We start from the raw sequence: 26301 nt of genomic DNA on the forward strand, positions 1-26301 counted from the left end.
GCCGGTGTCACAGGGGCAGCAGCATGGCCAGCATCCCGATCGCCATGGAGAGCCGGCAGGCGCGCGCCAACTCCGGCCGGTCGCCCCACCCGTCCGCCGCGGGTCCGTCGGCCCGCGGCCCCTGCCCGGGCAGGGGCACGGGCGGTGCCCCCGCGCCGCTCCCGGCTGCTGCCACGACGGGTATCAGACGTACGCCGGTCAGCAGGACGTATCCCGTGAAGTAGAGCAGCAGCGCCCCGGTCAGCACCGGCGTGCCGGACGTGCCGTGGGCGTGCGCGTGGGCCGGGGAGCCGGCCATCACGACCGCCATGTAGACCATCGCCGCGGCGCCCACCAGATGGTGCAGATGATGACGCCCGGACCGGGCCGCCCACAGCGCCCGCAGCCCCGCCGCGCCGAACACCACCGCGTAGCCGGGCCAGACCCAGGCCGGCGGCGTGAACACCGCCGCGGGCACGGCCATGGCCGCCATGCCGAACCCCATGAGGGCCTCACCGCCCGCGGCGCTGCGCTGTTCCTCGACACTGCTGCGCATCCGCAGCAGACAGTAGGCGCCGGTCGCCGCGCACAGCGCTACCAGCAGCCATCCGGACGACGCCGGTCCGTGCACACGCACCTCCCCGTTCCGCGGTCCACGGTCTGTCAAGGACTGCCCGGGCCATGCGGCGCGCACGCGAGCGCAAGGGGGTACGCGGGGGCATCAGGGGGAGCGTGCGCGCCTGCCGCAGTGGATCGACGCTGGTCGGTCGGGCAGGCCGGCCCGCACATCGCATTTGATTTACAGGTAAAACACTTGTTAACCTCATCGTCATGAGCAGTGCGACCCCCACCTCCGGCACCTCACCGGCCCGACGTCTGTCCCTGGCCGGCGTGCTGCGCCTGCGCCGTCCCTCCGAGATCTGGTTCAAACCCGCCCTGAGCTCGGTCGCCGCCGTCGCCCCTCCCAATCTCCTCCTGCTGGCGTTCGGCCGGCTCGACCTGGCGATGTACACGATGGCCGGATCCCTGTGCGCGCTCTACGCCCACAACCGCCCCTACGCCGCCCGTGCCCGCACCCTGGCTTGGGTCGTGCTCGGCATGATCGGCGGTCTCGCCGTCGCGCTGCTCACCGCCTCACTCACCCGGGACGCCGTCGTTCTCGTCACCGTCGGCGCGCTGCTCGCCGCCGTGCAGAAGGCGCTGTGCGACGCCACCCGCGTCGGCCCGCCGGGCAACGTGGTCCTGACCTTCATCAGCTCCGCGGCCCTCTTCGTCCCGCAGACCCTCGCCCAGGTGCCCGGGCACCTGGCGCTGGCCGCCGCCGCGGGCGTCTGGGCCTGGCTCGTCGGTATGGCACCCGCCCTGGTCCGCCCGCACGGCCCGGAACGCCGCGCCACCGCCCAGGCGCTGAACGCCGCCGCCGCGTACGCCGCCACCCGCGGCACCGGCGACGGCCACGCCCCGCTGCGCGCCGCCGGGTACGCCGCCGTACAGGCCGCGTGGCAGACGCTGCTGTCCCTGCCCGCGACGGGCGCCCGCGCCTCCACCCGGCGTGCCCTGGAAGGCCTCGTCGTCCGAGCCGAGGTCGCCCTGGCCGCACCGGCCGACACCGACCCCGAGCGGCTGCGCGCCTGGGCCCACGCGCTGCGCGGCGGCGGCCGGATCCCCCGTACCGGCGACGCACAGGCCGACGCCGACGAACTCCTCGGCGCGGACGCCGAACTCGCCGCCCGCCCGGCGCCCCTGTGGCACCGGCTCGGTCCGCTGACCCCGATCGCCGTCCGCACCGCCCTCGGCTGTGCACTGGCCGGCTACGCCTCCCTCGCCCTCGGCATCGGCCGCCCCTACTGGGCCCTGGTCACCGCCGCCGCGCTCTACCAGGCCAACATCACCCTGACCTGGAGCCGGGCCGTGCAGCGCGTCGTCGGCAACCTCGCGGGCGTGCTGTTCTTCGCCGCCATAGCCCCGCTCGCCCACCTCGGGCAGGTGCTGCTCGTCCTGTGCTGCCTCGCCCTCAACTTCGGCGCCGAGGCCCTCATCACCCGCAACTACTGGCTGGGCAGCGTCTGTGTGACGCCGATGGCCCTGCTCGTCACCGAGTTCGCCGGGTACCAGGCCCCCGGGGAGCTGATGACCGAGCGGGCCGTGGACACCCTCGTCGGGGCCCTGGTCGGGTTCCTGGCCGCCGTGGTCGTCACCAACCGGCGTGCCGGCGGTCGCGTCGAGCAGGCGGTGACCGCGGCCGACCGCGCCCGGGAGCGCACCGCGCGCCTGCTCGCGGAGCCCGCCCCCGCTCCCGGCGCCCTGGAGGCCGCCCGCCGCGGCCTGGCCGCCGCGCTGACCGACCTGCGGGCCACCGCCGACGGGGCGGCCGGCGAATGGTGGGGACGCGCACTGCCCCAGGAGAGGGTCGTGCTCGCCGAGCAGTCCGGACACCGTACGCTCGCCGAGGCGGTGCGACGCCAGGCAGCGCGTCCGGACCGGGACACGGGCACGAGAACGGAGGACGTACGGCCATGACCGCAACCGACGGGGGAGCCCACGACGGGCAGGCCGGTGACGGCGGGACGGGACCGGGCGGGGACACCGTGGCCGCCGTCGTCCGCCAGTGGCGTGCCGTCCGCCCGGATCTCGACACCGGGCCGATGGAGATCATCGGCCGGATCAACCGCTGCGCCGCCCTCCTCCAGCAGGCCGAGGACGCGCCGCTGCGCCGGGCGGGCCTCAGCCGCGCCGAGTTCGACCTCCTCGGCGCCCTGCGCCGCACGGGCCACGAGCTGACTCCGGGCGAGCTGGCCCGGGAGACCTTCTCGTCCGGCGCGGCGGTCACCAAGCGCCTCAAGCAGCTCACCGAGCGCGGCCTCGTCGAGCGGCGCGGCGACACGCGCGACCGCCGGGTCGCCCACCTCCGCCTCACGGACGCCGGGCGCGACCTCGTGGACGGCATCCTGCCGGAACAGCTCGCCTACGAGTCCGCCGTCCTGTCCGGCGTGGACGGGCCCCGGCAGGACGAGCTGGCGGCGCTCCTCGGCGGGCTCCTCGGCCAGCTGGAGGGCCGCCTGGACGCGCTGCGGGCCTGAACGCATCCCGCACGGCGCCGGCCTCCCGCGCGCCGGGCGGATCAGCGCTCGGCGCCCGCCCGGTACACGCCGAACATCGCGCCCTGCGGGTCCCGCAGCACCGCGATGCGCGGCTGGTCGGGCACCGAGGTCGGCTCCATGAGCACGCTGCCGCCGCCGTCGGTCGTGTCGACCGCGGCGGTGTCCACGTCCGCCACCGCGAAGTACGGCAGCCAGTGCGCCGGCACCTCGTGCGGGAACTTGTCGTCCATCGTCACCATGCCGCCGAAGTCCGCCCCGTCGATGCCCCACTGCGGATAGCGCCGCGAGGCGGTCACGCTCCATCCGAACACCGTCTCGTAGAAGTCGGCTGCCCGGTCGGGCTCCCGGGTCAGCAGCTCCACCCAGCCCAGCGAACCGGGCGCGTTGAACAGCCCGGCCCCGGGGAACGAGCGGCCCTGCCACAGCTGGAAGACCGCCCCGGCGGGATCGGCGGCCACCGCGAACCGGCCCGCGTCGAAGACGTCCGTGGGCCCCTGCAGCGCCGCCCCGCCGGCCGCCGTCACCGCTCGTACGGCCGCGTCCGCGTCGCGCACGGCGAAGGACACGTTCCACGCGACCGGCTGGCCCGGCTGGTACAGCGGTGTCAGGGCGGCGACCGCCGCGTCGTCGATCCGGGCGATCGTGTAGCCGCCCGCCTGCTGCCGCTGGTCCGTCTCCGGGTACCAGCCGAACAGCTTGGTGTAGAACCTCTTGGCGGCTTCCAGGTCGGTGGTCCCCAGCTCCGCCCAGCAGGGCCCGCCGGTCACCGGTTCGTGGAGCTTCATCGTGGTGGCGTCCTTCCGCCGGGGCCGCGGACCGTCCGTCCCCCTCTGCACGCTAAGGCCGGGCCGGGGCCGCGGCCATCCGACGGCTGCGCACACCGGTCGCCGCAGGTCCCGGGCGGCTCAGATCCCCGGCCGGTAGCGCAGCGGATGCTCGGCGGGAACTTCCACCAGCACGATCCGGGTGCCGTCCGGGTCCGCGATCCACATCTCCACCAGGCCCCACGGCTCCTCGACCGGCGGGCGCACGATCTCGACCCCCCTGGCACGCAGTTCCTCGTGGGCCGCCGTCACGTCCTCGACCTGGAGCCACAGGGCGAGCGCGGGGGTGACGGAGGCTTCGGAACGCCCGGAGACCTCCAGGAAGCCGCCGCCGAGGAAGTAGACGGTGCCCCGCTCCGGGCCCGTGCCGAACTCCCGGTGGACGGCGAGGCCGAGCTGTTCGCCGTAGAAGGCGCGCGAGCGGTCGGGGTCGGTGGGGCGGAGCAGGGTCCGGCTGCTGAGTACGTGCACCATGCGTCCCGAGCGTAGTGGCGGGCGCCGGCGGCGTTACGCTCATCGGTGCCCGCGACGCGCCCGAGAACGAACCGGAGACGCCCCCCATGGACACCGCGCCCAGCCGACTGACCTACCGCGACGCCACCGCCGCCGACGTGGACGCTCTCGTGGCGCTCATAGAGTCCGCTTACCGGGGCGAGGCCAGCCGGGCAGGCTGGACCACCGAGGCGGACATCCTCCAGGGGCAGCGCACCGACCCGCAGGGTGTGCTGGAGGTCGTCAAGGCGCCGGACAGCCGCCTGCTGACGGTCGAGCGGGAGGGCGGGATCGTGGCCTGCTGCCAGCTCGAGCACCGCGGGACGCACGCCTACTTCGGGATGTTCGCGGTGAGCCCGCCGCTCCAGGGCGAGGGACTGGGCAAGGAGATCATCGCGGAGGCGGAACGGCAGGCCCGGGAGACGTGGGGCGTCACGGAGATGCACATGACCGTGATCTCCGTGCGCGAGGACCTCATCGCCTGGTACGAGCGCCGCGGCTACCGCCGTACGGGAGAGACGACCCCCTTCCCGTACGGCGACGAGCGCTTCGGCATCCCGCAGCGCGACGACCTCCGGTTCGAGCTGCTGGTCAAGCCGCTGGCGTGACGCACACGCGGCCGACCGGCCGCCTCCGGCCGCTCAGGCCGTGAAACGGCCGGTGCGCTTGATCTCCGGGTAGTCGGTCGTGGCGCCGTCCAGGCCCAGGGCGCGCACCAGCCGCAGGTGGTCCTGGGTGTTCACGGTCCAGGAGAAGACGCGCAGCCCCGCCTTGCGGGCCTTCCGCACGATCTCCAGCGTGACCCGGTTGATGTCCAGACACAGGGTCCGCGCCCCGGCCTCAACCGCGCGGTCCACGACCTCGGGGCCGTAGTACTGCGCGACCAGGGCGGTCCGCACGCCCGGCACCAGCCGGGCGATCTCGACGATGGCCTCGTCGTGGAACGAGATCACCTCCACCCGGTCCACCAGGTCCCGGCGGAGCATCACCTCGGCGAGGACGCGCGCGGCCGCCGCGTCCTTGATCTCGGCCTGCAACGGCAGCGACACGGCGTCCAGTGCCTCCTCGAAGACCGGGATCCGCTCACCGCGTCCGGCGTCCAGGGCGCGCAGCTCCTCCAGCGTCTTGTCGGCGATCGCGCCGGTGCCGTCGGTGGTGCGGTCCACGTCGGCGTCGTGCATGACGACGAGCGCGCCGTCCTTGCTCAGGTGCAGGTCCAGTTCGACGACGTCGAGGCCGGCCCGCTCGGCGGCGACGAAGGAGCGCAGGGTGTTCTCGGGTTCGACACCCATCGCTCCGCGGTGACCGATGGTGAGGAAGTTCAAGGCTCGACTCGCTTCCGTCGACGTCGGCGTGGGCAGGGCGCAGCCTAACGGCCCTGCCGGACCGTTTCCCCCGTGCCGCGCCGGGTATACGAACCCGGCGCTCGGCAGGAAAAAATGCGGCGAAGGCCGGGGTGAGGCAGGATAATTTACGGAGCCTCCCCTTGATTGGAGAAACGTCGTATGTCTACGGTGTCGTGACGCTAGCTTCTCCCGTGGAGGATGGGACATGACGGAAATTCTTGTGCAGGTGGGTGCGGAGGAAAGCATTCCTCCGGCGAGCAGGGTGGTTGAGCACCCGGCGTGGCCCGTGCTCAAGGATGCCGTGGAGCAGATCCGGCCATGGCAGTCCGCGGACGGGTCGATCGACTTCGACGCCGAGGGCGCCCCGGCCCCGACCACCGCCGCGGACGCCGTACGCCGGGTCACCGAGGCCGTGCGCGAGCTGTCCCCGCTGCTGCCGCACGACCGCGCCTACCACGAGGCCCTGGTGAGCGACCTCGGCCGCTGGGCCGACGGCGGCTTCCAGGTCCCCGACTTCCTCGACTCGCTGCTGGCCTTCCAGCCCGCCGCGAACCGCGCGGACGGGCTCCAGCACCTGGTCGTCTTCCCGATGTACACGCAGAACGGCAACCCGGACCGCAACCTCGAAGCGGTCGTGCTGCGCATGGTCTGGCCCGACTGGCTGGCCGACCTGGAGCGTACCCGTTACGACAACCCGCTGTTCTGCGGCATCACCTTCGAGGACTTCACGGCCGGCTACGACACCAACTCGGCCGTCCTCTTCCCGGAGACCATCGCCGTGCGCGAGGCCCCCGAACGCTTCTCCTGGGGCGGCATCTTCTGCGACCGCGAGGCCGCCCGCTTCCGCCGCGTCACCGAGGCCGCCGTGGAGCTGCTGGGCCTGGAGCTGCCCGAGGACGTGGCCGCGATGGTCCACGACCAGAAGCGCTGCGAAGAGGCGTTCGTGCTGTGGGACATGGTCCACGACCGCACCCACAGCCACGGTGACCTGCCCTTCGACCCGTTCATGATCAAGCAGCGCCAGCCGTTCTGGATGTACGGCCTGGAGGAGCTGCGCTGCGACCTCACCGCCTTCAAGGAGGCCGTGAAGCTGGCGGACGAGGGCGTCCCGCAGGCCCGCGACGTGCAGTACGCGGTGCTCTTCGACCGCATGTTCCGCTTCCCGGTCACCGGCGAGCGGGTGCGCAACTACGACGGCCTCGGCGGCCAGCTCCTCTTCGCCTACCTGCACAAGCACGACGTCGTCCGCTGGACGGACAACAAGCTCTTCATCGACTGGCAGCGCGCTCCGCAGGTCACCAACCAGCTCTGCGGAGAGATCGAGAAGCTCTACCGCGACGGCATCGACCGTCCGAAGATCGTCCACTGGTTCGCCGGCTACGAGCTGGTCTCCACCTACCTCGCCCCCCACCCCGGCTCCAAGTGGGCCAAGGGCCCCGACGCCCTGGACCTGACCCTCCCGCCGCGCAAACTCGTCGACGACGTGCTTCCCGACGAGTTTCCGCTGAGCATGTTCTACGAGGCCCTGTCCAAGAAGCTCAAGAAGGTGATCGCCTCCACCCGGGGCATCACCGCGGCCGCGGACGGCGCCGAGCGGGCCGCCGCGTGAGCGACGGCGGCAACGGGCAGGAACAGGCACGGCAGACACAGGCTCAGCAGGCTCGGGAGGCGAGGACCATGGGGAACGGGGCGCTCGACGGCGCGGTGATCGCGGTGGCGGGGGCGGGCGGACCGGCCGGAAGGGCCGCGCTGCTGCGGCTCGCCGAGGCGGGTGCGACCGTCGTCGGCGCGGACAACGACCCGCAGCGGCTGGCCGAGGCCGTGGACGCGGCGCGCTACGCGCACGGCGGCGCCACCGTCACGGGCGAGACCGTCGACCTGCTCGACCTGGACTCCACCCGGGCCTGGGCCGACCGCACCGAGAAGGAGTTCGGCCGGATCGACGGCATGGTCCACCTCGTGGGCGGCTGGCGCGGCAGCAAGTCCTTCACCAAGACCGAACTCGGTGACTGGGACCTGCTGGAGAAGCTGCTCGTCCGCACCGTGCAGCACACCTCCCTCGCCTTCCACGAGGCGCTCCAGCGCAGCGACCGCGGCCGCTACGTCCTGATCAGCGCCGCCGGCGCGTCCAGCCCCACCGCGGGCAACGCCGCTTACTCCGCCGCCAAGGCAGCCGCCGAGGCGTGGACGCTGGCCATGGCGGACTACTTCCGCAAGGCGGGGGGCGAGCAGGGGCCGACGTCGGCGGCTGCGATCCTGGTGGTCAAGGCGTTGGTGCACGACGCGATGCGCGCCGAGCGCCCCAACGCGAAGTTCGCGGGCTTCACGGACGTGAGTGACCTCGCCGAGGCCGTCGCCGGAGTCTGGGAGAAGCCCGCCGCGGAAGTGAACGGAAACCGTCTGTGGCTGACCGAGAAGCCGTGAACCCCCCGAAGACCGACGCGCGTCGCCATCACGACCCGGAGGTCCGCGGTTTCGCCAGTGACAACTACGCCGGGGCCCACCCGGAGGTGCTCGCCGCCCTGGCACTGGCTAACGGCGGGCACCAGGTCGCGTACGGCGAGGACGACTACACCGAGAACCTCCAGCGCGTGATCCGCAGCCACTTCGGATCCGGTGCCGAGGCGTTCCCGGTCTTCAACGGCACCGGCGCCAACGTCGTCGCGCTCCAGGCGGTCACCGACCGCTGGGGCGCGGTGATCTGCGCCGAGAGCGCGCACATCAACGTCGACGAGGGCGGCGCCCCCGAGCGCATGGGCGGTCTCAAACTGCTCACCGTCCCGACCCCCGACGGCAAGCTCACCCCCGACCTGATCGACCGGCAGGCGTACGGCTGGGACGACGAGCACCGCGCGATGCCGCAGGTCGTCTCGATCACCCAGAGCACCGAGCTGGGCACCCTCTACACGCCCGACGAGATCCGCGCCATCTGCGAGCACGCCCACGCGCACGGCATGAAGGTGCACCTGGACGGCTCCCGGATAGCCAACGCCGCCGCCTCGCTGAACGTGCCCATGCGCACGTTCACCAACGCGGTCGGCGTCGACCTCCTCTCCCTCGGCGGCACCAAGAACGGCGCCCTGTTCGGCGAGGCGGTCGTGGTGCTGAACCAGGACGCGGTGCGGCACATGAAGCACCTCCGCAAGCTGTCCATGCAGCTCGCCTCCAAGATGCGCTTCGTGTCGGTCCAGTTGGAGGCGCTCCTGGCCAAGGACCTGTGGCTGCGCAACGCCCGGCACTCCAACGAGATGGCCCAGCGTCTGGCCGAGGGCGTGCGCGCCGTGCACGGTGTGGAGATCCTCTACCCGGTGCAGGCCAACGCGGTCTTCGCCCGCCTGCCGCACGAGGTGAGCGAGCGCCTGCAGAAGCGCTTCCGCTTCTACTTCTGGGACGAGGCCGCCGGGGACGTGCGCTGGATGTGCGCCTTCGACACCACCGAGGGCGACGTCGACGCGTTCGTGGCCGCCGTCAAGGAGGAGATGGCGCGCTGACGAGACCCGCTCGGGTTACCACTCGCTTTGCATAGATATGCGGTCTCCTGAAAAGTCATTGACTGACGGGTGATCGCATTTCTATGCTCTGCGGGCATGGAGCTGATCCAGAAGACCTCTGACCTGTCCGCCTATCTCGCCGCCGACGAGGCCATCAACCACGAGCACCCGTATGTGCGCGAGGTGGCCGGCCGGCTCGCCAGGGAGGCGGAGGACTCGTATGCCTATGCGCGGCTGGCGTTCGAGTTCGTGCGCGACACCATCCCGCACTCGCAGGACTCGGGGGACCCGCGCGTCACCTGGCGGGCCTCCGACGTCCTGGAGCAGCGCACCGGCATCTGCTACGCCAAGGCCCACGCGCTGGCCGCGCTCCTGCGGGCCGAGGACATCCCCACGGCGCTGTGCTACCAGCGGCTCGACGTGGTGCACGGGCTGGTCGCCGTGCGCCTGGACGGCGCCTGGCACCGGCAGGATCCGCGCGGGAACAAGCCCGGCGTGAACGCGCGGTTCTCCCTGGGGACGGAGCGGCTGGCCTTCGCGCCGGACCGCGCGGCGGGCGAGGCGGACCTTCCGGAGCTGTACGCGGCACCGCATCCGAAGGTGCTGGACGTCCTCAAGGCGGCCGCCGACCGCCCGCACCTGTGGGAGAGCCTCCCCGCCGCCCTGTGAAACGCCCGGCTCAGTGCGCCTGCGCCGTGCGCAGCTGCTCGGGTGTCGGCGCCGTGCCGCCGAGGTGGGCCGGCATCCACCAGGTGTCGTCAGCCCCCTTGGGGCGCACCGGGTAGGCGCGCTGGGCCGCCTCCAGCAGTTCCTGCACCCGCTCGCGCAGCCGCCGGGTGATGGCGCCCGCGTACTGCTCCCGCGAGGCCTCCATCGCCTCGCCGACCCGGATGGTGATGGGGGTGTGGCTGCGCTTGAAGTTGCGCGGGTGGCCCTTGGTCCACAGCCGCTGAGTACCCCACAGTGCCATGGGGACCAGCGGCACGCCCGCTTCCTGCGCGAGCCGCGCGGCTCCCGACTTGAAGCTCTTCAGGGTGAACGACTCGGAGATCGTCGCCTCCGGGAAGACCCCGACGATCTCGCCGGACTTGAGGGAGTCGAGGGCGTGGGCGTACGCCGCCTCGCCCTGTTTGCGGTCCACCGGGATGTGCCTCATCCCGCGCATCAGCGGGCCGGAGATGCGGTGCCGGAAGACCGACTCCTTCGCCATGAAGCGCACCAGCCGCTTCTGCGGCAGCGCGGCCAGGCCGTCGAAGATGAAGTCCAGGTAGCTGATGTGGTTGCTCACCAGTACGGCGCCGCCCGTGCGCGGGATGTTCTCCGACCCACGGCAGTCGATCTTGAGGTCCCACACCTTGAACATGGTGCGGGCGAGACCGATGACCGGACGGTAGACGAGTTCTGCCATGGGCGGGTCGGACCCTTCCTTGTCAGCCTGGGAAGGGGGCTCCCAGTCGAAAGTTACGCAGCCGTAGGTTTACGGCTTGTCGCCGATCGTGCCCCAAGAACGGCCGGTGTACCAGCCTTGGTGCCCGGGTGCGGCGAGATCCTCATCACTCACCCGGCCGTTTCGTGGCCGAAATGCGACGGTGGGCGGGAATCCGGGCCGCTTCGGCGGCGCTGACTTCGACGGGACGGGATCGGCGGCACGCGGGGTACGCGTGCCCACGGCGGCCGCTGTGGCGGCGGAACGGAGTGCGCTGGTGCGCGAGCAGGACGACGGCGGGCGGCCGGAGGCCGTCGCCCCGCGGCTGGACGCGGCCGACCTGGGCGCCGAACTCGGAGCCCGCGCCACGCTCGTGCAGTTCTCCAGCGCCTTCTGCGCGCCCTGCCGGGCCACCCGGCGCGTGCTCGGCGAGGTGGCCGGCATGGTCCCCGGTGTCGCCCACGTCGAGATCGACGCCGAGGGCCACCTGGAACTGGTCCGCGCTCTCGACGTCCTCAAGACCCCCACCGTGCTGGTGCTCGACGCCGACGGCCGTGTCGTACGGCGTGCCGTCGGGCAGCCGCGCACGGCGGACGTGATCGCCGCGCTGGGCGAGGCGGTGTGACGAGTGCCACCTCGGTGGTGAGGTCTTCTCCACAGCTTCGAGATCCGGGACGTAATTGACTGTGTGTGCCATCCGTCGTCAGCCCGCCCCCGTGCCCCGCTCCGGGCTCCCGGGGCCGAGGCGCACCACAGAAGGACCAGCCCCAATGACGGCCACACCGGACCTCGCCGCGCCACGGCCCGCCACCGACGACCTGCTGCGGTCCGTCTTCCGGCGGCACGCGGCGGGCGTCGCCGTGATCACCGCGCGGGGGTCCGGCGGTCCGGCCGGTTTCACGGCCACGTCCCTCACCTCCGTCTCCGCCCGCCCGCCGCTGCTCTCCTTCGGCATCGGCACCGGCTCCTCCTGCTGGCCCGCGGTGTCCGAGGCGGAGTACGTCGGCGTCCACGTGCTCGGCGAGCACCAGGAGGAGCTGGCGGCCACCTTCGCCCGCAGCGGCGCCGACCGCTTCGCGGCGCCCACCGCCTGGCGGGAGGGACCCGAGGGCGTTCCCGTGCTGGACGGCGTACTCGCCTGGCTCCTGTGCCGTGTGGTGGGCCGGGTGCCCGCGGGGGACCACCGGATCGTGCTGGCGGAGGTCCTGCTCGGCGACGCCACCGGTGCCGGCGAGCCGCTGCTGTATCACCAGGGGCGTTACCGGGGCCTGCGCGACTGACCGGCCAGCGGGACGCCTTCTGCGAAGGCGTCGAGTTCCGGTTACGCTGCGTTGCGAAGGTCACAGTTCAAAGCGCTTGCTTAGCGGGCAGGAACTGGGTGTACTGACGAGTAATATTCCGGGCGGAGCGCGGGTCGCCCCGACCGGGATCGGCCGCTTGGGGCGCCTATGCTGCCTGCAAGAGGCAGCACTGGAAATGTCGACGCAGTAGGAGAGCCGGCGTGAGCTTGAGGATCGTTGTCACTGTGAAGTACGTGCCCGACGCCACTGGCGACCGGCACTTCGCCGATGACCTGACCGTCGACCGGGACGACGTGGACGGTCTGCTCTCCGAGCTGGACGAGTACGCGGTCGAGCAGGCGCTGCAGATCTCCGAGAATTCCGACGACGACGTCGAGGTCACCGTCCTGACCGTGGGCCCCGAGGACGCCAAGGACGCCCTGCGCAAGGCGCTGTCCATGGGTGCCGACAAGGCGATCCACGTCGAGGACGACGACCTGCACGGCACCGACGCCATCGGCACCTCCCTGGTCCTGGCCAAGGCCGTCGAGAAGGCCGGCTACGACCTGGTCGTCTCCGGCATGGCCTCCACCGACGGCACCATGGGCGTCGTCCCCGCGCTGCTCGCCGAGCGCCTGGGCGTGCCGCAGGTGACGCTGCTGTCCGAGGTCTCGGTCGAGGGCGGCACGGTCAAGGGGCGCCGGGACGGCGACTCGGCCACGGAGCAGCTTCAGGCCTCCCTGCCGGCGGTCGTGTCGGTCACCGACCAGTCGGGCGAGGCGCGTTACCCGTCCTTCAAGGGCATCATGGCGGCCAAGAAGAAGCCGGTGGAGTCCTGGGACCTGTCCGACCTCGACATCGACGAGGACGAGGTCGGCCTGGAGAACGCCTACACGGTCGTCGAGTCGGCCGCCGAGCGTCCGGCGCGCACCGCGGGCACGATCGTCAAGGACGAGGGCGAGGGCGGCAAGCAGCTCGCCGAGTTCCTGGCGGGCCAGAAGTTCATCTGAGCCCCGCCCCGCTGACCGCCCCTCATCTTTCGCAAGCAGGAGAGAAGAAGTCCCATGGCTGAAGTTCTCGTCTACGTCGATCACGTGGACGGTGCCGTCCGCAAGCCGACCCTGGAGCTGCTGACGCTCGCCCGCCGCGTCGGCGAGCCCGTCGCCGTCGCGCTGGGCGCCGGTGCCGGTGACACCGCCGCCGCGCTCGCCGAGCACGGTGCGGTGAAGGTCCTCACCCACGAGGCCGCCGAGTACGCCGACTACCTGGTGGTGCCGAAGGTCGACGCCCTCCAGGCCGCCGTCGAGGCCGTCTCCCCGGCCGCCGTGCTGGTCCCGTCCTCCGCCGAGGGCAAGGAGATCGCCGCGCGCCTGGCGCTGCGCCTGGGCTCGGGCATCATCACCGACGCCGTCGACCTGGAGTCCGGCGACGAGGGCCCGGTGGCCACCCAGTCGGTGTTCGCCGCCGCCTTCACCACCAAGTCCCGCGTCTCCAAGGGCACCCCGGTCATCACGGTCAAGCCGAACTCGGCCGCCGTGGAGCCCGCCCCGGCCGCCGGCGCCGTCGAGGCCCTGTCGGTCACCTTCTCCGCCGCCGCGACCGGCACCAAGGTCACCTCGCGCACGCCGCGCGAGTCGACCGGCCGTCCGGAGCTGACCGAGGCCGCGATCGTCGTCTCCGGCGGCCGCGGTGTCAACGGCGCGGAGAACTTCGCGATCATCGAGGCCCTCGCCGACTCGCTCGGTGCGGCCGTCGGCGCCTCGCGCGCCGCGGTGGACGCGGGCTGGTACCCGCACACCAACCAGGTGGGCCAGACCGGCAAGTCGGTCTCCCCGCAGCTGTACATCGCCTCCGGCATCTCCGGCGCGATCCAGCACCGGGCCGGCATGCAGACCTCGAAGACGATCGTGGCGATCAACAAGGACGCCGAGGCCCCGATCTTCGAGCTGGTCGACTACGGCGTCGTCGGCGACCTCTTCGACGTCGTCCCGCAGCTCACCGAGGAAGTGAAGTCCCGCAAGGGCTGACCCTCCCGGCGCAACGCCGTGCCGAGGCCCCCGCGACCGTCCATGGTCGCGGGGGCCTCGGCGTCTGCGCAGGATGGGTGTTGACCGGCGGGAGACCGACAGATAACTTCGCACTACGGATAACTGATTCCGTTCAGCGGAAAAATGAACATCAGGAGGGTGTCGGATGGGTCAGCAGGAGAAGGTGGCGACGAGCCTCGCGGGCGCCGTCGGCGAGGAGATCAGTGCCTCCCTCGCGCCGGTCGACGCGGAGCTGGAGCGCCGCTACCCCGGAGACCCGGGCACCCGCCAGCCCGTCCACACCGTCTACGTCCCCGGTGACGTCTTCGCCGCCGGCACCATCCGCTCCTGGGGCGACCAGGCCCTCGCCGCGCTCGACGAACACGCCCCGGACGCCGCCTCCTTCGCCGCCGTCCTCGGCCTCGCCGACGACCTCGCCGAGCCCGTGTACACCCGCGTGCGCGCCAAGCTGGAGCGCGAGCCGATCGAGGACCTGCGCGTCGACTTCGAGGACGGCTACGGCAACCGTACGGACGCCGAGGAGGACGAGGCGGCCGCCCGCGCCGCCCGGCTGGTCGCCGAGGCGTACGAGCAGGGCACGGCGGCCCCGTACATGGGCATCCGCATGAAGTGCATGGAGGCTCCGGTGCGCGCCCGGGGCATCCGCACCCTGGACGTCTTCCTCAGCGGCCTGATGGAGGCCGGCGGCCTGCCCGACGGCCTCGTCCTCACCCTGCCCAAGGTGACCTACCCCGAGCAGGTCACCGCCATGGTGCGGCTCCTGGAGGCGTTCGAGAAGGCGCGCGGCCTCACGCCCGGCCGGATCGGCTTCGAGATCCAGATCGAGACCAGCCAGTCCATCCTCGCCGCCGACGGCACCGCCACCGTCGCCCGCATGATCCAGGCCGCCGAGGGCCGTGCCACCGGCCTGCACTACGGCACCTTCGACTACAGCGCCTGCCTCGGCGTCTCCGCCGCCCACCAGGCCAGCGACCACCCGGCCGCCGACCACGCCAAGGCGGTCATGCAGGTCGCCGCCGCCGGCACCGGCGTACGCGTCTCGGACGGCTCGACCAACGTCCTGCCGGTCGGACCCACCGCCCAGGTCCACGACGCCTGGCGCCTGCACTACGGCCTCACCCGCCGCGCCCTGGCCCGCGCGTACTACCAGGGCTGGGACATGCACCCCGGCCACATCCCCACCCGGTACGCGGCCGTCTTCGCCTTCTACCGCGAGGGGTTCGAGCAGGCCGCCGCCCGTCTCGCCCGCTACGCCAACCGCACCGGCGGCGACGTCATGGACGAGCCCGCCACCGCCAAGGCCCTCAGCGGCTACCTGCTGCGCGGTCTGGACTGCGGCGCCCTCGACATCGGCGAGGTCGCCCGCCTGACCGGCCTGACCCGCGCCGACCTGGAGGGCTTCTCGGGCCCGCGGCGCGGCGACCTCACGGCATCGGCGCAGTAGGGTCCGCCGACGGCGTCCGGCCCCCGGCGAAGGGCTCCCCGGGCACCGCGCCCGCGTACCGCTCCAGGCCGGACGCCGTCACCCGCCCCTCCTCGGCGAACAGCCGCGTCCCCCGGTCGCACAGCCGCCGGTCCGCGCGTGCCCGCGCACAGAACTCCTCCGGCGTCCTGCCGAACAGCTTCCGCAGCCGGGCCGACCCGTGCAGCAACTCGGTGATCAGGGGCCGCTGCTCGCCCGGGTGCCGGCGGGGCGCGCCGGTGCCGTCGTGCAGGACGCCGTGGCGGTTGACGTACGCGTACACGCCGGCCAGTACCGAGCCGTCCCCCGGTTCGACGCGGACGTCCGGCGCGGGCAGCCGGACGCGGTCGAAGTTGCCGCCCGCCATCGGCACGCCCTCGCTGGCGTCGATCACCGCGAGCTGCTCGGCGTCGAGCCACAGGACGAACAGCTCCCGTACGACGCCGGGGGCGCCCACCGGTGAGGCGGACACGTAGCCCATGCGGCTCACGTGCGCGGAGACGCCGATGTCCAGCCCGGTGACCCGCGACCGGACCATCGGGACCGGAGAGTCGATCCCGAACTCGGCCATCTTGTGCCGCAGTTGGGCCGGGCTCGCGTTGGAGCCGATCGCCAGCACCGGGATCCGGCCGTCCTCCCCCTCCCACTCCTCGCGCGCCGGTTGGTCCAGCGGCAGCAGCCGGTCCCCGACCAGCAGCCCGGACTCGCGGGGCCACGCGCCCGGATACAGCAGCGGCTCCTCGCGCGGCACCCCGTCCAGCCCGAGCGCCCGCAGCGTGCGGTCCTCGCCGGGCGGCACCGCCGCGGGTGAGCGGCCTTCGCTCGGTGGTGGGGACACGGTGTGCTTCCTCCCGACGGTGGGGGTGGGACGGGGCGTCGGCCGCCCGTGCCCGGGCCGGGTCCTGGCGGCCCACGCCGGTGCGGTCGTCCGCCGTTCGCCGGCTCAGTCGGCCGGCGGCAGCTCGCCCGAGCCCCGGGTGACCAGCCTGGTCGGCAGCTCGATGCGGTCGGGGGCGAGGAGAGTGCCGTCCAGCTGACGGAAGAGCCGCTCGGCGGCGGTGCGGCCGAGGGCGGCGGCGTCCTGCGCGACCACGGTGACGCCCGGCCGGAGCAGGTCGGCCAGCTCGATGTCGTCGAAGCCGACCAGGGCCACCCCCCGGGTGTGCTCGGCCAGGACCCGGATCACGGTGACCGTCACCCGGTTGTTGCCCGTGAAGATCGCGGTCACCGGGTGCGGGTCGGCGAGCATCTCCTCGGCCGCCCGCCGCACCCGCACGGGGTCGGTGACACCCAGGGACATCCAGGAGTCCTTGACCGGTATGCCCGCGTCCTCCATCGCGGCCCGGTAGCCGCGCAGCCGCTCGGCGGCCGTGTGGATGCGGGGCATGTCGCCGATGAAGCCGATCCTGCGGTGCCCGTGCGCGATCAGGTGGGCCACGCCGTCGCGGGCACCGCCGAAGTTGTCGGAGACCACCACGTCCGCGTCGATCTGCCCCGCCGGGCGGTCCACGAACACCGTGGCGACGCCCGCCTTCAGCTCGGGCTCCAGATACCGGTGGTCGTCCCCGGCGGGGATCACGACCAGCCCGTCCACGCGGCGTGCGCACAGCGCCAGCACCAGCTCCTGCTCGCGGTCCGGGTCCTCCGCGCTCGACCCGTTGATCAGCAGGGCGCCGTGGGCGCGGGCCACCTCCTCGACGGCGCGGCTGAGCGGCCCGTAGAACGGGTCGGCCAGATCCTCCAGGACCAGGCCGATGCTCGCGGTGCGGCCCTTGCGCAGGACCCGTGCGCTGTCGTTGCGGCGGAAGCCCAGCGCGTCGATGGCCTCCTGGACGCGGCGCTCGGTCTCCGGGGTGACGCCGGGCTCCCCGTTGACCACCCGGGAGACGGTCTTGAGGCCGACACCCGCCCGGGCGGCGACGTCCTTCATCGTCGGGCGGTTGCCGTAACGGTTCCCGGGGAGGCGGTCTGCGCGGCGGGTCGTGTCGGGCACGATGCGGTGTCCTGTCCTGTCGTCCACGGGAATGCGTCGGCTCCTGCTGTCCAGGGGGGATGTGTCGGTGATGGGCTTGTATGAGGATGTGGCGTCGAGCATAGAGCCTGGACAACGTTGTCAGATGCGGGAGACACTGTCCATCGCACTCTCCGGCCCTCGTCCCCACCGCGGGGCCGGTCGCCGCGCGCTCTTGTGTACGGCTTTATCGCTTTCGGTCCGACGGGGAGATCCGACTCTGATGCACACCGACCTCGTGGCAGCGCTGGACATCGGCGGCACCAAGATCGCCGGCGCGCTGGTGGACGGCCACGGCCGTATCCAGGCGCGCGCACAGCGTGCGACACCCGCCCGGCAGGACGGTGACACCGTGATGGGGGCCGTCGAAGCCGTCCTCGCGGAGCTGACCGCGTCGCCCCTGTGGGGCAGGGCCACGGCCGTCGGCATCGGCAGCGCGGGCCCGGTGGACGCCTCGGCCGGTACGGTCAGTCCGGTGAACGTGCCCGGCTGGCGCGACTACCCGCTGGTCCGGCGGGTCCGGGACGCCGTGGGCGGTCTGCCCGTGGAGCTGATCGGGGACGGGGTGGCCATCACGGCCGCCGAACACTGGCAGGGCGCCGCCCGAGGGCACGACAACGCGCTGTGCATGGTGGTGTCGACGGGCGTCGGAGGCGGTCTGGTGCTGGGCGGCCGGCTGCACCCCGGACCGACCGGCAACGCCGGCCACATCGGGCACATCAGCGTCGACCTGGACGGCGACCCCTGTCCGTGCGGTGCGCGCGGCTGCGTGGAGCGCATAGCGAGCGGCCCCAACATCGCCCGCCGCGCCCTCGACGCCGGCTGGCTGCCCGGCCCGGACGGCGACACCTCCGCCGCCGCGGTCGCCGCCGCCGCCCGACGGGGCGACCCCGTCGCCGTCGCCTCCTTCGAGCGGGCCGCGCAGGCGCTGGCCGCCGGCATCGCGGCCACCGCGACCCTCGTCGAGATCGACATCGCCGTGGTCGGCGGGGGCGTCGGGAAGGCGGGAGAGGTCCTCTTCGCCCCCCTGCGCAAGGCGCTCACCGACTACGCGACGCTGTCCTTCGTGCAGCGGCTGGTGGTCGTGCCCGCCCAGATGGGCACGGACGCCGGACTGGTCGGCGCGGCCGCGGCGGCCCTGTCACGGACGGCGAGCGCGACGGCCGCGCACGTCTGAGTGCGGGGACGCGGCGGGGACGCGTCCGAGATGAACGGCGGTGCGACGGGCGGGCGTGTCGGAGGGCGGCGGTGTGCCGGGTGCGCGTCCGGTCACGACGCTGTGACGGCCGCGGACGTCTGGGTGCGGGGATGCGGCGGGGGCGCGTGCGAGATGAACGGCGGTGCGACGGGCGGGCGTGTCGGAGGGCGGCGGTGTGCCGGGTGCGCGTCCGGTCACGACGCTGTGACGGCCGCGGACGTCTGGGTGCGGGGATGCGGCGGGGGCGCGTCCGAGATGAACGGCGGTGCGACGGGCGGGCGTGTCGGAGGGTGGCGGTGTGCCGGGTGCGCGTCCGGTCACGACGCTGTGACGGCCGCGCACGTCTGGGCGCGGTGGTGGTGCCGTGGCCCCGGGCACGTCGTAGTGCGGTGGCGTGACGGCCGGACGTGTCCGAGGGGCGTGTGGCGGCGCGCACGCGCGTCCGAACCGGGCGGTGCGGCCCTCACGCGTGCCTGAGCCGGGGAGCCGACGGGAGTCCGCGGGAGCCGGTGTGTTCGCGGGCTTTCCGGGCCGTGCCCGTGACCCCGGCGCGTCGGCGTAGTTGAACGGGGCATGAAGAAGCGCAGCATGCTCGCCCTCGCCTCCCTGGCCACCGGCTTCGTCGTCGCGGCCGTCAGCCCGTCCCACGCCGCCCCGAGCGACCTCCCGCTCAGTCTCGACGTGGACGACACCGTCAGCAGCCTGCAGGACACCGTCGCGACCGACAGCCTGACCCTGGACAAGGACGCCCTGGGACCGCTGGGCTGACGCCCTCGGCCGGGGCGTCCCGCCCTGCCCGGACCTCAAGGCGCCGGTGCCCCGGAGGGGCGCCGGCGCCGTTGTCATATGCCCTTTCGCGCGGCCTCAACTCCGCCTGGTTTCCGTGGCAGGGTGAAGCGGGCAAGCCACAGGGGGCCAACGGAAGAGGGGGACCTGTGACCGTCGTCTGGATCAACGGCGCGTTCGGTGCGGGGAAGACCACCACCGCACGGGAACTGATCGAACTGATCCCGAACAGCACGCTCTTCGACCCCGAGGTCATCGGCGGGGCGCTCGCGCACCTCCTGCCGCCCAAACGCCTGGCCGAGGTGGGCGACTTCCAGGACCTGCCGATCTGGCGCCGACTGGTGATCGACACGGCGGCCGCGCTCCTCGCCGACCTCGGCGGGACGCTCGTGGTGCCGATGACCCTGCTGCGCCAGGAGTACCGGGACGAGATCTTCGGCGGTCTCGCCGCCCGCCGGATCGACGTCCGGCACATCCTGCTGGCCCCGGCCGAAACGATCCTGCGGGACCGAATAGCGAGCCGCGAGACACCCGAGGACCTGCCGGACGGCGAGATGCGGGTACGGCAGTGGTCCTACGACCACATCGAGCCCTACCGCGCGGCCCTCGCCTCCTGGCTCACCGCCGACGCCCATCCCGTCGACACCGGCGCCCTCACCCCGTACGAGGCCGCCGTCCGGGTCGCCGAGGCCGTCGGCACGGGCGCCGTGCCGGTCTGCGAGATCGTGCAGACACCGGAACCCACCGGTGAGACCGTCGCCGCCGGCGTCCTGCTCTTCGACGACCGGGACCGGGTCCTGCTCGTCGACCCCACCTACAAACCCGGCTGGGAGTTCCCCGGCGGCGTGGTCGAACCAGGCGAGGCGCCCGCCCGCGCCGGTATGCGCGAGGTCGCCGAGGAGACCGGCCTCGACCTGCGGGACGTGCCCGCCCTGCTGGTCGTCGACTGGGAACCCCCGGCGCCCCCCGCCCACGGCGGTCTGCGGCTGCTCTTCGACGGCGGCCGGCTCGACTCCGCGGACGCCGACCGGGTCCTGCTGCCCGGCGCCGAGCTGCGCGCCTGGCGCTTCGCCACCGAGGACGAGGCCGCCGCTCTGCTGCCCCCGGCCCGCTACGAGCGCCTGCGCTGGGCGCTGAGGGCACGCGAGCGCGGCGCCGCCCACTACCTGGAGGCGGGCACGCCGGTCGGCTGAGGCCGGCGCGGGGCCCCGCCGTGCGGCGAAGCCCCTGCCGACGGCGGAACGCGCGACGGGCGCGGGCTCAGCTCGCCGCGTAGTTGCGCAGGAAGTGGGCCTCGGCCACCGACAGCCGCTCCAGTTCCTCGGGGGAGACGCTCTCGTTCACGGCATGGATCTGGGCCTCCGGCTCGCTCAGGCCGATCAGCAGGATCTCCGCCTGCGGGTAGAGGGCCGCCAGGGTGTTGCACAGCGGGATGGAGCCGCCCTGACCGGCGTACTGCATCTCCTCACCCGGGTACGCCACCGCCATCGCGTCCGCCATGGCCTGGTACGCCGGGCTCGTGGTGTCGGCGCGGAACGCCTGGCCCTGGCCGATCTGCTCGACGGCGACCCGGGCACCCCACGGCGTGTGCGTCTCCAGGTGGGCCTGGAGCAGCTTGGTGGCCTCGGCCGCGTCCACGCCCGGCGGCACCCGCAGGCTCACCAGCGCCCGGGCGCCCGCCTGCACCGACGGGGTGGCGCCGACGACCGGCGGGCAGTCGATGCCGAGCACCGTGACGGCGGGCCGCGCCCAGATCCGGTCGGCGACCGAACCGGAACCGATCAGCTCCACGCCGTCCAGCACGCGCGCGTCCTTGCGGAACTGCTCCTCGTCGTAGGCCAGCCCCTCCCAGGTGCTGTCCGCCGCCAGACCGTCGACGGTCGTCGAGCCGTCCTCGGCGCGCAGCGAGTCCAGTACGCGGATCAGGGCGGCCAGCGCGTCGGGCGCCGCACCGCCGAACTGACCGGAGTGCAGGTTGCCTTCGAGCGTGTCGACCTTCACGCGCAGCAGCGTCATGCCGCGCAGCGTGGAGGTGACCGTCGGCAGGCCGACGCGGAAGTTGCCCGCGTCGCCGATGACGATGGTGTCGGCGGCCAGCAGCTCCGGGTGCGCCTCGGCGTACCGCTCCAGGCCGCCCGTGCCCTGCTCCTCGGAGCCCTCGGCGATCACCTTCACGTGCACCGGCACGCCGCCGTTCGCCTTCAGCGCGCGCAGCGCCAGCAGGTGCATCAGCACACCGCCCTTGCAGTCCGCGGCGCCGCGCCCGTACCAGCGGCCGTCGCGCTCGGTCAGCTCGAACGGCGGCGTGACCCAGCCCGCCTCGTCCAGCGGCGGCTGCACGTCGTAGTGGGCGTAGAGCAGCACCGTCTTCGCGCCCTCGGGTCCCGGCAGGTACCCGTAGACCGACTGCGTGCCGTCCGGCGTGTCCAGCAGGGCCACGTCCTCGAAGCCCTCGGCGCGCAGGGCCGTCGCTATCCAGTCGGCGGCACCCTCGCTCTCGCTGCGCGGGAACTGGTCGAAGTCGGCCACCGATTTGAAGGCCACCAGCGCGGCGAGTTCCTCCTTCGCGCGGGGCATCAGCGAAGCGACGGTCTCGGCGACCGGATTCGGCGACATGGGCACGCTCCTTGTGGGTGCGACGTTGTACCAAGGAGTACTTGGAATGACGGGCCGATCCTCCCACAGTGGCCTGCGGCGATGCCCGCCGTAGGATGCGGGGGTCAGGTGCGGCATGCGGTTTGATCGGAGCAGTAGACCATCGTGAGCAGCGAGAACTCTTCGGCGGACGACGCGCGTCAGGTCTGGGACGTGGTCGTGGTGGGCGCGGGACCGGCGGGGGCCTCGGCCGCCTACGCGGCGGCGGTCGCGGGGCGGCGCGTCCTGTTGCTGGAGAAGGCCGAGCTGCCCCGCTACAAAACGTGCGGCGGCGGCATCATCGGCCCCTCGCGCGACACCCTCCCGCCCGGCTTCGAGCTGCCCTTCCAGGACCGTGTGCACGCGGTGACCTTCTCGAACAACGGGCGCTTCACCCGGACCCGGCGCTCCCGGCAGATGCTGTTCGGGCTGATCAACCGGCCGGAGTTCGACCTGCAGCTCGTCGAGCACGCCCAGAAGGCGGGCGCCGAACTGCGCACCGGGGCGACGGTGACCCGGGTGGAGCAGCACGGGTCGGCGGTCCCGGACCGGCGCACGGTCGCCGTCGTCCTCCAGGGCGGCGAGACCCTGCTGGCCCGCGCCGTCGTCGGCGCGGACGGCAGTGCCAGCCGGATAGGCGCGCACGTCGGGGTGAAGCTCGACCAGGTCGATCTCGGCCTGGAGGCGGAGATCCCGGTGCCCGAGACGGTCGCCGAGGACTGGAAGGGCCGGGTGCTCATCGACTGGGGCCCCATCCCCGGCAGTTACGGCTGGGTCTTCCCCAAGGGCGACACGCTCACCGTCGGTGTGATCTCGGCGCGCGGCGAGGGCGCGGCGACCAAGCGGTACCTGGAGGACTTCGTCGCCCGGCTCGGGCTGGCCGGATTCGAGCCCAGCATCTCCTCCGGCCACCTGACCCGCTGCCGCGCGGACGACTCGCCGCTCTCGCGCGGCCGGGTCCTGGTGTGCGGGGACGCGGCCGGGCTCCTGGAGCCGTGGACCCGCGAGGGCATCTCCTTCGCACTGCGCTCGGGACGGCTCGCGGGGGAGTGGGCGGTGCGCATCTCCGAGGCGCACGACGCCGTGGACGCCCGCAAGCAGGCCCTGAACTACGCGTTCGCCATCAAGGCCGGTCTCGGCGTGGAGATGGGCGTCGGCAAGCGGATGCTGGCGGTGTTCGAGCGCCGGCCCGGGCTCTTCCACGCGGCCCTGACCGGGTTCCGCCCGGCCTGGAAGGCGTTCAAGGACATCACACAGGGCTCGACCTCGCTGGGCGAGCTGGTCCGCAGCCACCCGCTCGCGCAGCGGGCGCTGGCGGCGATGGACCGGCGCCCCGACCCGGCCGCGCAGCCCGACCCGTCCGCCGCGCCCGCGCCGGCCAAGGCGTCCGACCGGTCCACGGGGGACGCGACCGGCACCTGACCGTCGGCTTCCGGCCGTCGGCGGCGCGTCACCGCCCGGGACCACGGTGTCCGGTGCCGCCTCGGGGTCCAGGGGACTCCGCGGCCGGTGAGACGTACTTCGCCGGGAGTACGTGCGATGACCACGCGCGGGTGACGCCGCCCGGCGTGCCCGGCGTCTAGCGTGGCGGACATGGACGGACAGCACGATCCCGGGGGCCGGGCACCGCGGTGGTGGCGGCACGGGCCCGCGTGGTGGGACCGGCGGGGCGACGAGGAGCGCCACCCCCGGTGGCCCTGGCGCTCCACCGTGCTCATCACGGCGTTCGTGCTGTTCGGCTCGAACTTCGCCGCCCACGCGCAGGCGGGGGAGCGGGCGGCCCTGGACCCCTTCGCGCGCGTGCTGCTGTTCGTGACGGGCGCCGCCCTGCTGTGGCGGCAGCGGTACCCGGTGCCGGTCGTCTTCGGCACGGCGGTCACCACCCTGGTCTATCTGGGGGCCGGATACCCGTACGGCCCGGTGTTCGTCGCCGTCGCCGTGGCCTGCTTCAGCGCCGTCGTCGCCGGGCACCGCAAGGCGGCCTGGGCGGCGATGGGGACGCTGTGGGCCGGGCACGCCCTGGTGGCGCACTGGCTCTACCGGTGGCTGCCGCCGTCCGGGGACTCCGCCGCGTCGTGGGGGCAGGAGCTCGTGATCGCCACCTGGGTGGTGGCCGTCGCGGCCCTGTCGGAACTGGCCCGGGCCCGCCGCGAGCAGTGGGCACGGGAGCGGGCGGAGCGGGCACAGGCGGCACGCCGGCGCGCGGACGAGGAGCGGCTGCGGATCGCCCGCGAGCTGCACGACGTCCTCGCGCACAGCATTTCCGTCATCAACGTGCAGGCCGGTGTCGGACTGGCCCTCCTGGACACCGACCCGGAACAGGCCCGCACCGCGCTCACCACCATCAAGGACCAGAGCAAGGAGGCGCTCGGCGAGGTGCGGCAGGTACTCGACACCCTGCGCAGCCCGGGGGACGCGCCGCGCGCTCCGGCTCCCGGCCTCGGCCGGCTCCCCGAACTGGTCGAGCAGGCGGCGAGCGCGGGCCTCACCGTCGAGGTGGCGGGGAAAGCGCCGCGCCTGTCGCCCGGTACCGACCTGGCCGCGTTCCGCATCGTGCAGGAGGCGCTCACCAACGTCGTACGGCACTCGGGTTCCCGGCGCGCGCACGTCCGCCTCGACCGGGACGGGAGCACGCTGCTGCTGCGCGTCGACGACGACGGCCCCGCGACGGGTGCCGAGGCGGGCGGCAGCGGCAACGGGCTGGCCGGCATGCGGGAGCGCGCGGCGGCCCTCGGTGGCACCATCGATGCGGGCCCGCGTCCCGACGGCGGCTTCCGGGTGCTGGCGGCCCTGCCGATCGACGTGAAGCACACGACACGCGCCAAGGAGGAAGACCGGTGATCCGCGTACTGCTCGCCGACGACCAGTCGTTGGTACGGGCCGGCTTCCGGGCGCTGCTGGACGCGCAGTCGGACATCGAGGTGGTCGGGGAGGCCGCCGACGGCCGGGAGGCGGTGCGCTCGATCCGCGAACTGCGTCCCGACGTCGTCCTCATGGACATCCGCATGCCCCTGCTGGACGGCCTCGCGGCGACCCGCGAGGTCACCGGCGACCCGGGGTTGCGCGACGTGAAGGTGGTCATGCTCACCACCTTCGAACTCGACGAGTACGTCTTCGAGGCGATCCGCTCCGGCGCCTCCGGCTTCCTGGTCAAGGACACCGAACCCGAGGAACTCCTGCGCGCCGTGCGGGCCGTGGTGGACGGCGACGCGCTGCTCTCACCCGGGGTGACCCGCCGGCTGATCGCCGAGTTCGCGGCCCGCTCCAAGGAACCCGCGGCGGCCGCCGGGATGGCCCGGCTGACCGAGCGGGAGCGCGAGGTGATGGCGCTGGTCGGCATCGGACTGTCCAACGAGGAGATCGCCCGCCGGCTGGTCGTCAGCCCGCTGACCGCCAAGACCCACGTCAGCCGCACCATGGTGAAGCTGGGCGCCCGCGACCGGGCCCAACTGGTCGTCCTCGCCTACGAGTCGGGGCTCGTACGCCCGGGCTGGCTCGGCTGACCGCCGCGCGCGAACCGGGCCGGCACGCTCACCACCCGGACGGAGAACACCACGACGGCGAGCACCACGCCCGCCCCGACGAACGCGGTACGCGGCGCGCCCGTCGGGTCGAAGAGATACGCCGGCCCCGCCAGCGCGCCGAACAGCACCGCCGCCGCGAACGCCGCGCTGCACAGCGCGTAGCCGATCTCGATCGTGACGGCGTCCCGTTCACCCTGCGTGCGCCGTCCCCCGTAGGTCTCCACGGTGCCGGGTCTCCCGGAACGGGCGGGGTTCCGTCAGCGCGGTGACCGCCGCGAGGGGCTCTGCTACGGTGCGCGGATGGCGGCGAAGAAGGCCGAACAGGCGCTCGTGACCCGGTGGCGCTCGATCCTGGTCCTCCACGCCCGTGTCCAGTGCGAACTCGACCGCGCGCTGCACGGACACGGTCTGTGCGCGAGCGACTTCGAGGTCCTCGACGTCCTGGCCGGCACCCGGGACGAGGACGGTCCCGGCTCCTTCGGATACCGGGTCCAGGAGATCTCCGAGCGGGTCCACCTCACTCAGAGTGCTCTCTCGCGGCTGGTCGCCCGGCTGGAGAAGGACGGTCTCGTCGAGCGCTCCGTGTGCGCAGAGGACAGGCGGGGGACGCGGGTGGCGCTCACCCCGCAGGGGCGGGCCAGGCACGGCGAGGCGCTCCCGGTGCAGCGGGCGGTGCTGCATCGGATGCTGGCCGGCTGA

General features: G+C 73.2%; 28 protein-coding genes. 19 read left to right on the forward strand and 9 right to left on the reverse strand.

Annotated features, from left to right (window positions below; all coding sequences use genetic code 11):
* Positions 1–7 precede the first annotated feature (7 nt).
* A complete protein-coding gene (locus tag NI25_RS33840; RefSeq protein WP_061446109.1) occupies positions 8–610 on the reverse strand; it encodes a DUF5134 domain-containing protein in 603 nt (200 codons plus the stop codon).
* 200 nt (positions 611–810) lie between these two features.
* On the opposite strand from NI25_RS33840, the gene NI25_RS33845 reads away from it, so the two are divergent.
* Together NI25_RS33845 and NI25_RS33850 are read left to right on the forward strand one after the other, a co-directional pair.
* Positions 811–2499, forward strand: coding sequence for an FUSC family protein (locus NI25_RS33845; protein WP_061446110.1), 1689 nt, complete (start codon positions 811–813; stop codon positions 2497–2499).
* A complete protein-coding gene (locus NI25_RS33850; protein ID WP_061446111.1) occupies positions 2496–3059 on the forward strand; it encodes a MarR family winged helix-turn-helix transcriptional regulator in 564 nt (187 codons plus the stop codon). The genes NI25_RS33845 and NI25_RS33850 overlap by 4 nt, the downstream gene beginning before the upstream one ends.
* 41 nt (positions 3060–3100) lie before the next feature.
* On the opposite strand, the gene NI25_RS33855 is transcribed toward NI25_RS33850, so the two are convergent.
* Entirely contained in the window at positions 3101–3865 is a 765-nt protein-coding gene (locus tag NI25_RS33855; RefSeq protein ID WP_061446112.1) for a VOC family protein, read from the reverse strand.
* Between the two features lie 120 nt (positions 3866–3985).
* Positions 3986–4378 carry a VOC family protein gene (locus tag NI25_RS33860; RefSeq protein WP_061446113.1) on the reverse strand — a complete coding sequence of 131 codons (393 nt, stop codon included), beginning with the start codon at positions 4376–4378 and terminating at the stop codon, positions 3986–3988.
* Positions 4379–4464: 86 nt separating this feature from the next.
* Between NI25_RS33860 and NI25_RS33865 the strand changes: the two genes are divergently transcribed.
* The gene (locus NI25_RS33865; protein WP_061447209.1) at positions 4465–5004 is read left to right on the forward strand and encodes a GNAT family N-acetyltransferase; all 540 of its coding nucleotides are present in this window, start codon (positions 4465–4467) and stop codon (positions 5002–5004) included.
* A gap of 33 nt (positions 5005–5037) precedes the next feature.
* Here the strand turns inward: NI25_RS33865 and NI25_RS33870 are convergent, their stop codons facing one another.
* Entirely contained in the window at positions 5038–5721 is a 684-nt protein-coding gene (locus NI25_RS33870) for a glycerophosphodiester phosphodiesterase (RefSeq protein WP_061446114.1), read from the reverse strand.
* A 226-nt stretch (positions 5722–5947) separates the two neighbouring features.
* On the opposite strand from NI25_RS33870, the gene NI25_RS33875 reads away from it, so the two are divergent.
* From NI25_RS33875 to NI25_RS33890, 4 genes are all read left to right on the forward strand, one after another.
* Complete coding sequence (locus tag NI25_RS33875) at positions 5948–7351, forward strand: DUF6421 family protein (RefSeq protein WP_061446115.1); 1404 nt, start codon at positions 5948–5950, stop codon at positions 7349–7351.
* Between the two features lie 68 nt (positions 7352–7419).
* On the forward strand, positions 7420–8166 hold the full coding sequence (locus NI25_RS33880; protein WP_061446116.1) for an SDR family NAD(P)-dependent oxidoreductase: 747 nt from the start codon (positions 7420–7422) through the stop codon (positions 8164–8166).
* Positions 8163–9233 carry a threonine aldolase family protein gene (locus NI25_RS33885; protein WP_061446117.1) on the forward strand — a complete coding sequence of 357 codons (1071 nt, stop codon included), beginning with the start codon at positions 8163–8165 and terminating at the stop codon, positions 9231–9233. The genes NI25_RS33880 and NI25_RS33885 overlap by 4 nt, the downstream gene beginning before the upstream one ends.
* Positions 9234–9329: 96 nt before the next feature.
* Positions 9330–9902 (forward strand): transglutaminase domain-containing protein, encoded by a 573-nt coding sequence (locus NI25_RS33890; RefSeq protein WP_061446118.1) that lies wholly within the window; start codon positions 9330–9332, stop codon positions 9900–9902.
* A 10-nt stretch (positions 9903–9912) separates the two neighbouring features.
* On the opposite strand, the gene NI25_RS33895 is transcribed toward NI25_RS33890, so the two are convergent.
* Positions 9913–10641 (reverse strand): lysophospholipid acyltransferase family protein, encoded by a 729-nt coding sequence (locus tag NI25_RS33895; RefSeq protein ID WP_061446119.1) that lies wholly within the window; start codon positions 10639–10641, stop codon positions 9913–9915.
* Between the two features lie 295 nt (positions 10642–10936).
* On the opposite strand from NI25_RS33895, the gene NI25_RS33900 reads away from it, so the two are divergent.
* The 5 genes from NI25_RS33900 to NI25_RS33920 all read left to right on the forward strand — a co-directional run bounded on the left by NI25_RS33900 (position 10937) and on the right by NI25_RS33920 (position 15431).
* Positions 10937–11284, forward strand: coding sequence for a TlpA family protein disulfide reductase (locus tag NI25_RS33900; RefSeq protein WP_061446120.1), 348 nt, complete (start codon positions 10937–10939; stop codon positions 11282–11284).
* A 145-nt stretch (positions 11285–11429) separates the two neighbouring features.
* Positions 11430–11939 (forward strand): flavin reductase family protein, encoded by a 510-nt coding sequence (locus NI25_RS33905; RefSeq protein WP_061446121.1) that lies wholly within the window; start codon positions 11430–11432, stop codon positions 11937–11939.
* A 221-nt stretch (positions 11940–12160) separates the two neighbouring features.
* On the forward strand, positions 12161–12949 hold the full coding sequence (locus NI25_RS33910; protein WP_061446122.1) for an electron transfer flavoprotein subunit beta/FixA family protein: 789 nt from the start codon (positions 12161–12163) through the stop codon (positions 12947–12949).
* Positions 12950–13003: 54 nt separating this feature from the next.
* Positions 13004–13966: an electron transfer flavoprotein subunit alpha/FixB family protein gene (locus NI25_RS33915; protein WP_061446123.1), complete on the forward strand. Its 963-nt coding sequence runs from the start codon at positions 13004–13006 to the stop codon at positions 13964–13966.
* A 166-nt stretch (positions 13967–14132) separates the two neighbouring features.
* Complete coding sequence (locus NI25_RS33920) at positions 14133–15431, forward strand: DUF6986 family protein (RefSeq protein WP_061446124.1); 1299 nt, start codon at positions 14133–14135, stop codon at positions 15429–15431.
* Here the strand turns inward: NI25_RS33920 and NI25_RS33925 are convergent.
* Positions 15412–16287 (reverse strand): hypothetical protein, encoded by an 876-nt coding sequence (locus NI25_RS33925; RefSeq protein WP_061446125.1) that lies wholly within the window; start codon positions 16285–16287, stop codon positions 15412–15414. The genes NI25_RS33920 and NI25_RS33925 overlap by 20 nt on opposite strands.
* A 105-nt stretch (positions 16288–16392) precedes the next feature.
* Positions 16393–17469 carry a LacI family DNA-binding transcriptional regulator gene (locus tag NI25_RS33930; protein ID WP_061446126.1) on the reverse strand — a complete coding sequence of 359 codons (1077 nt, stop codon included), beginning with the start codon at positions 17467–17469 and terminating at the stop codon, positions 16393–16395.
* 214 nt (positions 17470–17683) lie between these two features.
* On the opposite strand from NI25_RS33930, the gene NI25_RS33935 reads away from it, so the two are divergent.
* From NI25_RS33935 to NI25_RS33945, 3 genes are all read left to right on the forward strand, one after another.
* Entirely contained in the window at positions 17684–18637 is a 954-nt protein-coding gene (locus NI25_RS33935; protein WP_061446127.1) for an ROK family protein, read from the forward strand.
* 594 nt (positions 18638–19231) lie between these two features.
* Positions 19232–19426 (forward strand): hypothetical protein, encoded by a 195-nt coding sequence (locus NI25_RS33940; protein WP_061446128.1) that lies wholly within the window; start codon positions 19232–19234, stop codon positions 19424–19426.
* Positions 19427–19593: 167 nt separating this feature from the next.
* Positions 19594–20637 (forward strand): NUDIX hydrolase, encoded by a 1044-nt coding sequence (locus tag NI25_RS33945; protein ID WP_061446129.1) that lies wholly within the window; start codon positions 19594–19596, stop codon positions 20635–20637.
* Positions 20638–20704: 67 nt separating this feature from the next.
* Here NI25_RS33945 and NI25_RS33950 read toward each other — a convergent pair whose 3' ends face one another.
* A complete protein-coding gene (locus NI25_RS33950; RefSeq protein WP_061446130.1) occupies positions 20705–22060 on the reverse strand; it encodes a dipeptidase in 1356 nt (451 codons plus the stop codon).
* Positions 22061–22204: 144 nt separating this feature from the next.
* On the opposite strand from NI25_RS33950, the gene NI25_RS33955 reads away from it, so the two are divergent.
* The 3 genes from NI25_RS33955 (at position 22205) to NI25_RS33965 (ending at position 25581) form a co-directional block, all read left to right on the forward strand.
* Positions 22205–23500 carry a geranylgeranyl reductase family protein gene (locus NI25_RS33955; RefSeq protein ID WP_061446131.1) on the forward strand — a complete coding sequence of 432 codons (1296 nt, stop codon included), beginning with the start codon at positions 22205–22207 and terminating at the stop codon, positions 23498–23500.
* A gap of 171 nt (positions 23501–23671) precedes the next feature.
* Entirely contained in the window at positions 23672–24919 is a 1248-nt protein-coding gene (locus NI25_RS33960) for a sensor histidine kinase (protein ID WP_107071942.1), read from the forward strand.
* On the forward strand, positions 24916–25581 hold the full coding sequence (locus tag NI25_RS33965; RefSeq protein ID WP_061446133.1) for a response regulator transcription factor: 666 nt from the start codon (positions 24916–24918) through the stop codon (positions 25579–25581). Before NI25_RS33960 ends, NI25_RS33965 begins: the two co-directional genes overlap by 4 nt.
* On the opposite strand, the gene NI25_RS33970 is transcribed toward NI25_RS33965, so the two are convergent.
* On the reverse strand, positions 25542–25826 hold the full coding sequence (locus tag NI25_RS33970) for a DUF6332 family protein (protein WP_061446134.1): 285 nt from the start codon (positions 25824–25826) through the stop codon (positions 25542–25544). The genes NI25_RS33965 and NI25_RS33970 overlap by 40 nt on opposite strands.
* Positions 25827–25902: 76 nt before the next feature.
* Between NI25_RS33970 and NI25_RS33975 the strand changes: the two genes are divergently transcribed.
* Positions 25903–26301: a MarR family winged helix-turn-helix transcriptional regulator gene (locus tag NI25_RS33975; RefSeq protein WP_061446135.1), complete on the forward strand. Its 399-nt coding sequence runs from the start codon at positions 25903–25905 to the stop codon at positions 26299–26301.

Source organism: Streptomyces sp. CCM_MD2014, assembly GCF_000772045.1.
Taxonomy (GTDB): domain Bacteria; phylum Actinomycetota; class Actinomycetes; order Streptomycetales; family Streptomycetaceae; genus Streptomyces; species Streptomyces salinarius.

What these genes read in the sequence shown, in the direction of transcription:
- NI25_RS33845 (WP_061446110.1), top strand. Translation starts at nt 811, where the DNA reads ATGAGCAGTGCGACCCCCACCTCCGGCACCTCACCGGCCCGACGTCTG.
- NI25_RS33850 (WP_061446111.1), top strand. Translation starts at nt 2,496, where the DNA reads ATGACCGCAACCGACGGGGGAGCCCACGACGGGCAGGCCGGTGACGGC.
- NI25_RS33855 (WP_061446112.1), bottom strand. Translation starts at nt 3,865, where the DNA reads ATGAAGCTCCACGAACCGGTGACCGGCGGGCCCTGCTGGGCGGAGCTG.
- NI25_RS33860 (WP_061446113.1), bottom strand. Translation starts at nt 4,378, where the DNA reads ATGGTGCACGTACTCAGCAGCCGGACCCTGCTCCGCCCCACCGACCCC.
- NI25_RS33865 (WP_061447209.1), top strand. Translation starts at nt 4,465, where the DNA reads ATGGACACCGCGCCCAGCCGACTGACCTACCGCGACGCCACCGCCGCC.
- NI25_RS33875 (WP_061446115.1), top strand. Translation starts at nt 5,948, where the DNA reads ATGACGGAAATTCTTGTGCAGGTGGGTGCGGAGGAAAGCATTCCTCCG.
- NI25_RS33880 (WP_061446116.1), top strand. Translation starts at nt 7,420, where the DNA reads ATGGGGAACGGGGCGCTCGACGGCGCGGTGATCGCGGTGGCGGGGGCG.
- NI25_RS33890 (WP_061446118.1), top strand. Translation starts at nt 9,330, where the DNA reads ATGGAGCTGATCCAGAAGACCTCTGACCTGTCCGCCTATCTCGCCGCC.
- NI25_RS33895 (WP_061446119.1), bottom strand. Translation starts at nt 10,641, where the DNA reads ATGGCAGAACTCGTCTACCGTCCGGTCATCGGTCTCGCCCGCACCATG.
- NI25_RS33905 (WP_061446121.1), top strand. Translation starts at nt 11,430, where the DNA reads ATGACGGCCACACCGGACCTCGCCGCGCCACGGCCCGCCACCGACGAC.
- NI25_RS33915 (WP_061446123.1), top strand. Translation starts at nt 13,004, where the DNA reads ATGGCTGAAGTTCTCGTCTACGTCGATCACGTGGACGGTGCCGTCCGC.
- NI25_RS33920 (WP_061446124.1), top strand. Translation starts at nt 14,133, where the DNA reads ATGGGTCAGCAGGAGAAGGTGGCGACGAGCCTCGCGGGCGCCGTCGGC.
- NI25_RS33935 (WP_061446127.1), top strand. Translation starts at nt 17,684, where the DNA reads ATGCACACCGACCTCGTGGCAGCGCTGGACATCGGCGGCACCAAGATC.
- NI25_RS33940 (WP_061446128.1), top strand. Translation starts at nt 19,232, where the DNA reads ATGAAGAAGCGCAGCATGCTCGCCCTCGCCTCCCTGGCCACCGGCTTC.
- NI25_RS33950 (WP_061446130.1), bottom strand. Translation starts at nt 22,060, where the DNA reads ATGTCGCCGAATCCGGTCGCCGAGACCGTCGCTTCGCTGATGCCCCGC.
- NI25_RS33960 (WP_107071942.1), top strand. Translation starts at nt 23,672, where the DNA reads ATGGACGGACAGCACGATCCCGGGGGCCGGGCACCGCGGTGGTGGCGG.
- NI25_RS33975 (WP_061446135.1), top strand. Translation starts at nt 25,903, where the DNA reads ATGGCGGCGAAGAAGGCCGAACAGGCGCTCGTGACCCGGTGGCGCTCG.